The following is a 12098-nucleotide window of genomic DNA, read 5'->3' as shown; positions in this document are numbered from 1 at the left end:
ATTCGCGAACAACGCTTTAGTGCAACTTCATTCTTGGCTCGGTGCCTTTGCCGATCCGGCTGCCGAGCATCAGCATCAGGGTGCGGAAAGTGCCGTATAGCGCCATCTGGTGCATGCGATACAACGAGACATAGAACATCCGCGCCAGCCAGCCTTCAAGCATCACGCTGCCGGTCAGATTGCCCATCAGGTTACCCACCGCCGAGAAGCTCGACAGCGAGATCAGCGAGCCGTAATCCTTGTAGGTGTATTCCGGCAATTCCTTGCCTTCGATCCGCAGGCGCAGCGATTTGACCAGCAATGATGCCTGCTGGTGAGCGGCCTGGGCGCGTGGCGGGACGTTGCGATCGGTGCCCTTCTGCGGGCATGCAGCGCAGTCGCCAAAGGCAAAGATGTTTTCATCCCGGGTGGTTTGCAGGGTTGGCAGCACCTGCAATTGGTTGATGCGATTGCTTTCCAGCCCGTCGAGTTCATGCAGGAAGGCCGGTGCGCGAATACCCGCCGCCCAGACTTTCAGGACTGCCGGAATGTGCTGGCCGCTGGCGGTGATCAGGCCGTCGGCGGTTACTTCGCTGACGGACGAATTGGTCAGTACCGTAACGCCGAGCTTTTCCAGGGTTTTGTGCACGGGGCTGCCAATCCGTTCCGGCAAGGCAGGCAGCACCCGTGGACCTGCTTCGATCACGGTGATGCGCAGGTTTTCCGGTTTGATCTGGCCCAGTCCGTAAGCGGCCAGTTCATGGGCGGCGTTGTGCAGTTCTGCTGCCAGCTCGACACCGGTTGCGCCAGCGCCGACGATGGCCACCGAGATTTCCTGCGCACTATCGGCTTGTCCGGCGTGGGCGCGCAGGTAGTGGTTGAGCAATTGCTGGTGAAAGCGTTCTGCCTGTTTGCGGGTATCAAGGAACAGGCAATGCTCGGCAGCGCCAAGGGTGCCGAAATCATTGGTGGTGCTGCCGACGGCCAGCACCAGCGAGTCGTAACCCAGGCTGCGGGCCGGGACCAGTTCATTACCGCTCTCGTCGAGGGTGGCGGCGAGGTGGATCTGACGGTTTTCACGATCAAGTCCGGTCATGCGCCCGAGCTGGAACTGGAAGTGGTTCCATTTGGCCTGGGCTACGTAGTTCAGCTCGTCTTCATAAGAGTTGAGCGAGCCGGCGGCAACCTCGTGCAACAGCGGTTTCCAGATATGGGTCAGATTGGCGTCCACCAGCGTTACGCTGGCCGTGCCTTTCTTGCCCAGGGTTTTACCCAGGCGGGTCGCCAGTTCCAGACCGCCAGCGCCTCCGCCAACGATAACAATACGATGAGTCATAAGGATTACTCGGAAGGTTTAAGGAATTCGGGGGTAAGAGCTCGATCTTCGCGAGCGCCAGGCTGCTCATAGCGTCAGATAGCTCAGTAAACGGCTCAATAGGCCCAGGCCGATGACAACGGCAAGCACCAGAACAAGGAGCAGCCAGGGCCGAAATGGCCGACGCTCGACTTGATGCTGGGGGGCTTGAAGGTAATCTTGGACACGTCTTTGGTCGTCGGGGTTCAGGCGGCTGCTCATATTTGCCTCTTCGTGAACGATGTCCGCTGTCAGAGTGTTATACCGCTGCTAGTTCCAGTGGTTCGACTCGCAGTACGTCGTCCAGTCGAATGATGCCACTTTGTATCACTCGGGCGGTAATTCCGCCATGGCCACGCATGGCCTGGAAGGTTCCATGCCCCAGGCGCTGTTCCAGCCTGGCACAGGGCTGGCACCAGCCGGTGGTTTCCAGAATCGCCTGGCCCACCTTGAAACGCCGTCCCTTGAGGCTGAACAGGTTGATGCCGCTGATCACCAGATTGCGGCGCAGATCCTGCGGCACCACAGGGTTATCCACAGCGCGCCCCAATAATGAGCTGACCACCGGCAGATGTTCCCACTGTATCAAGGTCACCTGGCGGGCGTTGCGCGGGCCGGGTCGCGAGTGATCACCGGTCAGTCCGGCTTCGCGACGCGCTTCCACGGCTTCCAGCTCGATCATGTCGAGGCGTGATTGTGGGCGTACACCGATCCAGCGAACCGTGCCCTGTTGAGGAACATCGGCCAGCAGTTCTTGCAGGGGACTCATAAACTGATTCCAACATCGAAGACGACACTGCGTCCCAGATTGGTCCGCAGGAAATCCGGAGCGTCCGGATGTGCGAACAATACCCGAGCGAAGGTCGGGCCGACCAGCGACAGCGAACGCCAGCCCTGGCGCAGGTATTCCGTTGGTGGTGGAAAGTGACTGTTGAGGTCCAGCACTTCACGCTTGAGGCTGGCAAAAGCGATGATATCCAGCTGTCCAAGATCCAGGCCGCGCTCGCGGTAATTACTGGCTTTCTTGCGCAGCGTCGGAGCCAGCCTGCGTAGCAGCTCCGAGGCCGGAATACGCTTTGGCTTGGCCTCGCGACGTACCAATTGGCTCAGGGAGAACGCACTTCGTCGTCGTTCCAGCTCTTCGCGCCACTCATCATTGAGGCGCCGACCTTCATCCAGTACGAAGAACACTTCAAAGCAGGCATCCCGAAACAACACATCAGGAGGCTCCTGCCCCGCCGGCAGAAAGTCTTCGTGGCGATGGGGAATGTTCAAACCCTGCAGCAGGCGCTGGCAAACCCAGCGCTCGCGTTCCCACTTTCTCGCATTGGAAAGGAAGGAGTTGGCTTGTTCGGCCTGGATTGTGAGCAGGCGCAGGTAGTCTGAGTCATCCATGAGCCCAAGCTTAGCGCCCAAATGTGAACGTGAAAAATAAAGACTGAGGTGTTTCGAGGGTTTTTTGCGCGAATTGAAGGTGCTGGAGGGCAGGGTTTTTGTGGCGAGCGAACCGGGATGCCTTCCAGGGCAACGGCTGGGGCAAAAAATACCGTTTTAGCGGGCTAAAGCTTTTGCTTTCTACGCCGAACCCTTGGCGAGCCAATTAAATGGCGCTCAGGAAGTCCTTTTGCGCATGGAACGTCGATGAATCCCTCTTTGTCTCTTGGTTTGTTCATTCTGTGCGGCATCTGTGCCTTCAGCGAGGCGGCTTTTGCGCGTGATGTGCCTGGGCAGCATGCCGATCTGTTGAGCGTTTATCAGGCTGCGGCCCTTAACGATGCGCAACTTTCGGCCGCCCGTCACGCCTATAAAGCTCAGCGCGAAGCGGTGCCGCAAGCGCGGGCCGGACTGCTGCCGAACCTGACCGCTGGCGCGACCTCCGAAGTGACCCGCCTGGAGCGTGACGAACCCTCGCTGAGTCGCGAGCGCAGCGGTATGACCTTTCGCGCCAACCTCAGCCAGCCATTGTTCCGGATTGATCGCTGGTTCCAGTTGAAGGCTGCGCAATCCAGCGTGAGCCAGGCCGAGCTGGAGCTGTCAGCCAAGGAGCAGACGCTGCTGTTGACGGCTGCCCAGGCCTACTTTGAAACCCTGCGCCAACTGGACGGCTATGCCGCCGCCCAGGCCGAAGAAACCGCCTTGTTGCGCCAGCGCGATCAGGCGCAGGGCCGTCTGGAAGATGGTGCTTCAAGCATCACTGACGTATATGACGCTCAGGCTGCCTACGACAATGCCCGCGCCAACCGTCAGCAGGTACAGCGCCGTGTGGACGATGCCTATGAAGCATTGGAGCGCCTGACCAAACACACTTACACCTCGATTGCCGGCATGGGCCACCAGTTGCCGGTAGAAGCGCCAGTGCCCAATGACGCGCGCGCCTGGGTCGATACCGCCGTGCGGCAGAATTTGGAGCTGCAAGCCAGTGAGCATGCGGTCGATGCCGCCGAACAAACACTCAACCAGCGCAAGGCCGGCCACGCGCCGACCATCGATGCGGTGGCGTCCTACCGCAAGGGCGACAACGACAGTTTCGGCTACAGCAACCCTACCGACTTTGGCAGTAACGGCTATCGCGACAAGGTTGCGCAAAGCAGCATCGGTATTGAACTCAGTGTTCCCCTTTATTCGGGCGGGATGACCAACTCGCAGATCAGGGAGTCCACCGAGCGTCTTTATCAGAGTCAGGATGAGCAGGAGGACCGCCGCCGCGAAGTGGTGCTGAACACGCGCAACGCCTTTCGCGGTATCAATGCGGGGATCGAGCAGATCACGGCTCGCCGGCAGAGCATCGTTTCCGGCCAGAAGTCCGTGGAAGCCAATCAGGTGGGCGTGGATGTCGGCTCGCGCAATATTGCCGACGTGCTCAATGCCCAGCGTCAGCTATATGCGGCGGTGCGCGATTACAACGATGCCCGCTATGACTACATTCTCGACAATCTCAAGCTCAAACAGGCCGCTGGCACTCTGAGCCCGGACGACCTCAAGGCGCTCGCCTTTTACCTGAAACAGGACTACGACCCGGCCCGGGATTTTCTGCCGCCCGGCCTTTGAATGGGTTTTTCCAGGTCGTTTATCTGTCGGGTAACGATCTCGATACATTAGTTTTTCAAAATGTGATATTCATCACAGTGGCGTATTGCCATTGTTTAACAACTTGATCAGATTTGCCCACCCCCGTGGCATCTCGGCATGGAAGCGCTATGAACGATTCAGAAATGGGCACGCAGATGCCTGAAAGTGCTCCGCGTCTCGACACTGGCCTGGCCTCGCTGGTCATGCTCGCCCGCTTCCATCAGGTCGCTGCTTCGCCAGACCAGCTCGCTCATGAGTTTGGCAGCCCCGACCAGTCTCTCTCCCTCGACAGCCTGCTGCTGGCAGCCCGCAAGCTTGGCCTGAAAGCCAAGGCGGCCAAGACCACCACCGAGCGTCTGGACCGCACGCCACTACCAGCCATCGCGGCAGATAACAACGGCGGCTTCTTTATCATTGCGCGCCTCGATCAAGGCAAGGCGCTGATCCACGATCCTCTGGCCCAGCGTCCGGAAGTGATCACGTTCGAGGCCTTGCAGGAACGCTGGACCGGCCAGTTATTGCTGATCCGCTCGGAAGCTGGCACACCGGGCGAGTCTTCGCGTTTCGACTTCACCTGGTTCATCCCGGCCATCGTCAAATACCGCAAGTTGCTCGGCGAAGTGATGCTGGTGTCCTTTGTCCTGCAGATTTTCTCCCTGATCACGCCGTTGTTCTTTCAGGTGGTCATGGACAAGGTGCTGGTCCACCACGGCCTGACCACTCTCGACGTGATTGCCATCGGTCTGGCCGGCGTAATGCTGTTCGAGTCGGCGCTGTCGGGCCTGCGCACCTATGTGTTCGCCCATACCGCCAGCCGGATCGACGTCGAGCTTGGCTCGAAGCTGTTCCGCCATCTGATTACCTTGCCGCTGTCGTACTTCCAGGCGCGTCGCGTCGGGGATTCGGTGGCGCGGGTGCGAGAGCTGGAAAACATCCGCAACTTCCTTACCGGCAACGCCATCACCTTGTTGCTGGATGTGCTGTTCTCGGTGGTGTTCATTGCCGTGATGTTCTATTACAGCGGCTGGCTGACCCTGATCGTCCTGCTGTCGCTGCCGTTGTACATTCTGGTGTCGGTGCTGATTACTCCGGTGCTGCGCAAACGCCTCAACGACAGCTTCGCCCGTGGTGCGGAGAACCAGGCGTTTCTGGTGGAAACCGTCAACGGTATCGATACTCTCAAGTCCATGGCCGTGGAACCGCAGGCCATCCGCAAGTGGGATAACCAGTTGGCCGGCTATGTCGCCGCCGGTTTCAAGACCCAGAACCTGTCGACGATTGCCAACGAAAGCGTCTCGCTGATCGGCAAGCTGGTCACCGTGGCAACGCTGTGGTTCGGCGCGCGTCTGGTCATCGAGGGCCAGCTTTCGGTCGGCCAGTTGATCGCCTTCAACATGCTCGCCGGACGAGTTGCCCAGCCGATCATGCGTCTGGCGCAACTGTGGACCAACTTCCAGCAGACCGGCGTTTCCGTACAGCGCCTGGGCGACATTCTCAACACCCGCAACGAACTGTCCCAGGCCACGCGCAGCGCGCTGCCGCCGATCAAGGGCCGCATCGAGTTCGACCAGGTGCATTTCCGCTATCGCCCGGATGGCTCGGAGATCCTGCGTGGTATCAACCTCAACATTGAGCCCGGCCAGGTGATTGGCGTGGTCGGCCGCTCCGGTTCCGGCAAGAGCACGTTGACGCGCCTGTTGCAGCGGCTCTACGTGCCGGAACGCGGACGGGTATTGGTAGACGGCATGGACCTGGCGCTGGCCGATGTTTCCTCGCTACGCAGGCAGATCGGCGTGGTGTTGCAGGACAACATGCTGTTCAACCGCAGCATCCGCGAAAACATTGCCCTGAGCGACGCCGGTGCGCCGCTGGAAACCGTGATGCAGATGGCACGACTGGCCGGCGCCCACGACTTCATTCTGGAACTGCCGGAAGGTTACGACACCATGGTCGGTGAGCACGGCGCTTCGCTATCCGGTGGGCAGCGGCAACGTATTGCCATTGCCCGCGCCCTGATGGGCAACCCGCGCATCCTGATTTTCGACGAGGCGACCAGTGCGCTGGACTATGAGTCCGAGCGCATCGTCCAGCAGAACATGCAGGCGATCTGTAAAGGCCGCACCGTAATCATCATCGCTCACCGTTTGTCTGCGGTCCGCGATGCCAACCGGATCGTGGTGGTCGATCGCGGGCAGATCGTCGAGCAAGGCACCCATGCCGAACTGTTGACTCATCAAGCCGGCCATTACTCACGCCTGCATCGCCTGCAGCAAGGAGGTGGTCATGTCTAACGCCGAATCCAGCGGTCTGCTGCAACGTTATCGTCGGGTCTGGCGCCAGTCCTGGCGGCGCCGTCATGAAATGGATGCACCCAAGCGTCTGGCCCATGAAGTGCAATTCCTTCCGGCGGCCCTGGAACTGCAGGACAAACCGAGCCATCCGGCACCGCGCATTTTCATGTGGGCGATCATGGCCTTCGCCGCACTGGCGCTGCTCTGGGCCTGCCTGGGCAGAATCGATGTGGTCGCCACGGCCAGCGGCAAGGTCATTCCCAGCGGCAAGACCAAGGTCATCCAGTCCAGCGAAACGGCAGTGGTCAAGGCCATTCACGTGCGTGACGGGCAAGCGGTCAAGGCTGGCCAGTTGCTTCTGGAACTGGACTCCACCGCCGCCGATGCCGATGTTGGCCGGGTACGCAGCGACCTGCTGGCGGCACGCATCGACAACGCCCGCGCCGCCGCGATGCTCGACGCCATCAACCAGCGCAAACCGCCACGTGAACTGACCGGCATCATTCGCGACGCCGATCCCGAACATGTCCTGGCGGCCGAGCGCTGGCTGCAAGGCCAGTATCAGGAGTACCGCAGTAGCCTCGACCTGGCCGAAGCCGAAATCCAGCAACGCCAGGCCGATATTCAGGCGGCGCGCATTCAGGTCGCGAGCCTGCAGAAAACCCTGCCAATCGCCACCAAACTGGCCAGCGACTATGAAAACCTGCTGAAAAAACAATACATCGCTCGCCACGCCTACTTGGAAAAGGAACAGGCCCGCCTCGACCTTGAACGCCAGCTCAGCGTGCAACAAGCCAGCGTCCTGCAATCCACCGCTGCCCGCCAGGAGGCCGAACGCCGCCGCGAAGGCGTCGTCGCCCAGACCCGCCGCGCCATGCTCGACCTGTTGCAACAGGCCGACCAGAAAATCGCCACCTTCAGCCAGGACCTGGCCAAGGCCCGCTACCAGGAAGACCTCACCACCCTGGAAGCCCCCGTAGACGGCACCGTCCAGCAACTGGACGTCCACACCGTCGGCGGCGTCGTCACCCCCGCACAACCACTGATGGTCCTCGTCCCCGACGGCCAGCCGGTGGAAGTGGAAGCCATGCTGGAAAACAAGGACGTCGGCTTCGTCCGCGCCGGCCAGCCCGTCACCGTCAAGGTCGAAACCTTCAACTTCACCAAATACGGCACGATTGAAGGCGAAGTCATCAGCGTCTCCAACGACGCCATCGAAGATGAAAAACGTGGGTTGATCTACAGCAGCAAGATTCGTCTTAACAGCGACTCGCTGAATATCAATGGTACGGATATCAAGTTGTCGCCGGGTATGGCGGTGACGGCGGAAGTCAAGACTAATAAGAGACGGGTTATTGAGTATTTCCTGAGTCCGTTGCAGCAGCATGCGTCGGAGAGTTTGAGGGAACGGTAGTTTAATGTTTTGCTTTGGTTTTTTGTTCCTTTGCTTCTAGTGGCTGTTTTTCAACTGGATTTTTAGTTGTGTTTTGTGTGCTTCTGCGATCTTGGGATCGTGATGCCAGTGCTGGTTAACAGATTTACTCTCTATATTGAAAGGAGTTTGGTTATGGGCGTGTCAATTGGGGCAGACGGCATTACGGTCAAAGATTCGGCGGGAAATACCCTGAATATTGGTGCCGGCGGAGATATCAAGGTTTCAGATAAAAATGGTAATGAAGTCGGATATTCTGGTGGAGAGCTTTCCTATACTTGGGGTGCAGGTAATACAACTGTAACAGGTAATGGGAGCGGGGAGGTTAGTGTCTCTGTTGGCCTGCCTGGCGGCGCTTCGGTAGAGGTGTCTGGGCAGGTGAACGGTAGCGGTGTCACTCTGACCAAGGCAGAGGTAGCCGGACCCGAAATCGGCATAAAAACTCCCTATGGTGCGATAGAACTGACAGGGCAACCGAAAGCGACCTATACCCCTGAGGGCGGTTGGACCCTGGAAACTGAACAAGGTGCAAAAATTTTAGGTCAGAGTCTCACTGATATTGCGGAGACTTTCTATAACTTGGTAGAGGGGTCGTGGACCGGCCAACTCATGAAAACGCGTGGCGAATGGATCAATTCGGGGTCAGAATTGTCTCACGCTGAGTGGCTGAAACAGAAACTTGGACATCCCGGAGTCGGTTTTGGTACGTATTCCCAGTTAAGTGCCGCTCTTCAGTTTGTCGACCCGTTGATTCTTGATCTTGACGGTGACGGAATCGAAACGGTATCCAGCAATGTCGGAATTGTTTTCGATCATGATGGCGACGGTCACAAGACCGGCACAGGGTGGGTAGGCTCTGATGACGGCTTGCTGGTCATGGACCTCAATGGCGACAACATTATCAATAATGGTACTGAATTGTTTGGTGTGGACCGGGTGATGTCCAATGGTGCCAAGGCCACTAACGGCTTTGAAGCTCTGGCTGACCTGGACAGTAACGCCGACGGCATGTTTGACGTGGCGGATGAGAACTTTAACTTGGTCAAGGTTTGGCGTGATGCTAACCAAGACGGTATTTCTCAGGCGTTAGAGCTCAAGACTCTGGGCGAGCTGGGGATTACCGGTATCGGGTTACAGAGTGTCGAAAGCGGATATGGAAATAACGGTAATATCATTACCGCAACAGGCTCCTACACACATACCGACGCTCAGAGCGGGGAGTCTGTGAATAGCGCGGTCGGTAGCATTAACTTTGTAAAGAATACCTTTTATCGAGAGTTTCCTGACGAGATTGAGCTCAGCTCTGAAGTAGCAGCCTTGCCTGAAATGACGGGCTCCGGTGCTGTGCGCGATCTGCGGCAGGCAGCGATGATTAATAGCGATCTTCAGGATGTGCTGGCCGTTTACAAATCGACAACCAGCCGTCAGGGACAGATTGCATTGATAGATGGTCTGGTGGCTGCCTGGGCCGACACCAGTACGCTTAAAAGTTTTGACGATCGGGTAGAAGACCTCTCTACCATGGGTTATCAGGTTCGCTTCTCCTATTCTTGGGAAAAACCCAATAATGAATTTATCGCCAGTAACAATGGCGGTGCAGGTGGTCAGCCCATCCCATCTCGTGAACCGACTGCCAGCCAGCTAGAAATTAAGGCTGTGATCGAAAAGATCAAAATTCTTGAGGCCTTTACTGGTATTGAGTATTTCAGGTTCGCCAAAGAGGAGTCAGGTGAAGAGGAAAAGAAACAGGTATTGATTTCATCTTCCACAGGTGATCGTAGAACGGGCGTGGTTCGCTCTGTTTCTTATCCAATTGGAATTGTCTATGTCACGGAGGAGATGTTTACATTTCAGGCTCAGCAGATCACTCAGATCAACAAGGCTTACGATACTCTGACGTCTTCGGTTTATTCAAGTCTGGTGCTTCAGACACGGTTAAGTGATTATGTGTCGCAGCTGCGCTTTACTCTCAGCGCCGAGGGATTAGGTGTTGATACATCTCGTATAACCCAGAAACTCATTGAGACTCATGCCGCTGACCCCGTTCAGGGCATTGTTGATGCGTCAGAGCTTTCTATTGGTATGGAGAATGGAGAGTGGGGTGAGCAACTGAGTATCTGGCTGGCTGAACTGACAGATGCCCAGAAGTTGCAGCTGAGAGAATTGTATTCAGGTGTAAATAAAGTTTTCATAGGGGATTCAAACAATGACTCGCAACTAGGATCTGTTGTCGAGGATTATCTTCACGGTGGGGCGGGGGAAGACAATCTTTTCGGTAATGAGGGTAATGATGTTTTGGCGGGGGGTGAGGGTAATGACGCAATTTACGGTGGTGTAGGAGACGATATTCTTGTTGGCGGTGTTGGTGCCGATAGACTTTCGGGTGATGAAGGCAATGACCTGCTAAATGGTGGGGCAGGTAATGATGACCTGTCCGGTGGTGCGGGTTCAGATAAGTATTATTTTAGCCGCGGGTGGGGGCAAGATACTATCAGTAATTATGATCTCAGTACTGGCAAACGTGACGTAATCGAATTTTCTGCTGATATTTCGCCTGCCGATATTGAGGTTTCACGTAGCCAATTAAATCTGGTTCTCTCGCTTAGGGGGAGTGCCGACAAAATTACGGTTTATGGCTATTTTTCAAATGATGGGGTTAGCAGTTATCAACTTGAAGCCATTCAGTTCACCAATGGTGTCATGTGGGAATTGGAGCAAATAAAAGCTTTAGTTTCGGTACCTACGAATGGAAATGACGTGATATGGGGCTACGCCACTGATGACACCTTGAGCGGCGGTCTGGGTGATGACAGTTTGTATGGTCAGGCAGGCAATGACACTCTTCGGGGTGGTGCCGGTACGGACAGTCTCTTGGGCGAAGCAGGTGACGATACTCTGTTCGGGGAAGCCGGAAATGACTACCTGTACGGTGGCACTGGTAGTGATCAGTTGTCTGGTGGCGAGGGCTCGGACTACCTTTATGGCGATTCGGGCAACGACCAACTGGAGGGTGGTATCGGCAACGATTACCTCTATGGTGGAGATGGCTCCGACACGTACCTTTTCAGCCGGGGCTGGGGTCAGGACACGATCAACAACAATGATTCAAGTACCGTCAAGAGCGATGCTATCGAGTTCGCAGCTGACATTCTTCCGAGCGATATCATTATCACCCGGTCAGGCAATGACCTGATTCTGTCGCTGAAAAACGCCACTGACAGGATCACGGTTTCGAGCTATTTCCAGAATGACGGTAATACCCCTTACGTTCTGGAACAGATCCGCTTCGCTGACGGCACCACTTGGAANNNGATGACTATTTGTATGGTCAAGCAGGCAATGACACTCTTCGGGGTGGTGCCGGTACGGACAGTCTCTTGGGCGAAGCAGGTGACGATACTCTGTTCGGGGAAGCCGGAAATGACTATCTCTACGGAGGTGCTGGTCATGATCGGTTATTGGCTGGAGAGGGCTCGGACTACCTTTATGGCGATTCGGGCAACGACCAACTGGATGGTGGTATCGGCAACGATTACCTCCATGGCGGAGAAGGCTCCGACACGTACCTTTTCAGCCGTGGCTGGGGTCAGGATTCGATCAACAACTACGACTTGAGTACGGGCAAGACCGACGTTATCGAGTTCGCCGCCGACATTCTTCCGAGCGATATCATTATCACCCGGGCAGGCACTGATCTGATTCTGTCGCTGAAAAACGCCACTGACAAAGTGACGGTTTCCAGCTATTTCCAGAATGACGGCGATACACCTTACGTTCTGGAACAGATCCGCTTTGCTGACGGCACCACTTGGAATCTCGATCAGATCAAAGCCCTTTCCATTGTCACTACTGACGGCAATGACAATGTCTGGGGTTACGCCACTGATGACACCTTGAGCGGTGGTCTGGGTGATGACTATTTGTATGGTCAGGCAGGCGATGACACTCTTCGGGGTGGTGCCGGTACGGACAG

8 protein-coding genes and 2 pseudogenes are annotated in these 12098 nt (G+C 56.7%); 6 read left to right on the top strand and 4 right to left on the bottom strand.

Annotated features, from left to right (window positions below; genetic code table 11):
- Nucleotides 1–16: 16 nt before the first annotated feature.
- The 4 genes from ALQ04_RS23225 to ALQ04_RS23210 all read right to left on the bottom strand — a co-directional run bounded on the left by ALQ04_RS23225 (nucleotide 17) and on the right by ALQ04_RS23210 (nucleotide 2728).
- Nucleotides 17–1315 (bottom strand): NAD(P)/FAD-dependent oxidoreductase, encoded by a 1299-nt coding sequence (locus ALQ04_RS23225; protein ID WP_122318065.1) that lies wholly within the window; start codon nucleotides 1313–1315, stop codon nucleotides 17–19.
- 66 nt (nucleotides 1316–1381) lie between these two features.
- Nucleotides 1382–1555 (bottom strand): DUF3094 family protein, encoded by a 174-nt coding sequence (locus ALQ04_RS23220; protein ID WP_122318064.1) that lies wholly within the window; start codon nucleotides 1553–1555, stop codon nucleotides 1382–1384.
- Between the two features lie 37 nt (nucleotides 1556–1592).
- Nucleotides 1593–2102, bottom strand: a complete 510-nt coding sequence (locus ALQ04_RS23215) for an MOSC domain-containing protein (RefSeq protein WP_122318063.1) — start codon at nucleotides 2100–2102, stop codon at nucleotides 1593–1595.
- Nucleotides 2099–2728, bottom strand: a complete 630-nt coding sequence (locus ALQ04_RS23210; RefSeq protein WP_122318062.1) for a DUF1780 domain-containing protein — start codon at nucleotides 2726–2728, stop codon at nucleotides 2099–2101. The genes ALQ04_RS23215 and ALQ04_RS23210 overlap by 4 nt, the downstream gene beginning before the upstream one ends.
- A 246-nt stretch (nucleotides 2729–2974) precedes the next feature.
- Here ALQ04_RS23210 and ALQ04_RS23205 point away from each other — a divergent pair, with 246 nt between their 5' ends.
- From ALQ04_RS23205 to ALQ04_RS27380, 6 genes and pseudogenes are all read left to right on the top strand, one after another.
- On the top strand, nucleotides 2975–4381 hold the full coding sequence (locus ALQ04_RS23205) for a TolC family outer membrane protein (protein ID WP_122318061.1): 1407 nt from the start codon (nucleotides 2975–2977) through the stop codon (nucleotides 4379–4381).
- A gap of 149 nt (nucleotides 4382–4530) precedes the next feature.
- The gene (locus ALQ04_RS23200) at nucleotides 4531–6693 is read left to right on the top strand and encodes a type I secretion system permease/ATPase (RefSeq protein ID WP_122318060.1); all 2163 of its coding nucleotides are present in this window, start codon (nucleotides 4531–4533) and stop codon (nucleotides 6691–6693) included.
- Nucleotides 6686–8107, top strand: coding sequence for an HlyD family type I secretion periplasmic adaptor subunit (locus ALQ04_RS23195; RefSeq protein ID WP_122318059.1), 1422 nt, complete (start codon nucleotides 6686–6688; stop codon nucleotides 8105–8107). The genes ALQ04_RS23200 and ALQ04_RS23195 overlap by 8 nt, the downstream gene beginning before the upstream one ends.
- A gap of 102 nt (nucleotides 8108–8209) precedes the next feature.
- Nucleotides 8210–11377: pseudogene (locus tag ALQ04_RS27520) on the top strand (calcium-binding protein); the annotation flags it as partial.
- Between the two features lie 50 nt (nucleotides 11378–11427).
- A pseudogene (locus ALQ04_RS27385) lies at nucleotides 11428–11640 on the top strand (calcium-binding protein); the annotation flags it as partial.
- Nucleotides 11641–11736: 96 nt separating this feature from the next.
- A partial coding sequence (locus tag ALQ04_RS27380; protein WP_310886516.1) for a calcium-binding protein occupies nucleotides 11737–12098 on the top strand: 362 nt, incomplete at its 3' end.

The sequence above is a fragment of the Pseudomonas cichorii genome (genome assembly GCF_003700275.1).
In the GTDB taxonomy this organism is placed as follows: Bacteria; Pseudomonadota; Gammaproteobacteria; order Pseudomonadales; family Pseudomonadaceae; genus Aquipseudomonas; species Aquipseudomonas cichorii_B.
Note: the sequence above shows the minus strand (reverse complement) of the source record. Positions and strands in the feature narration are given on the sequence as shown.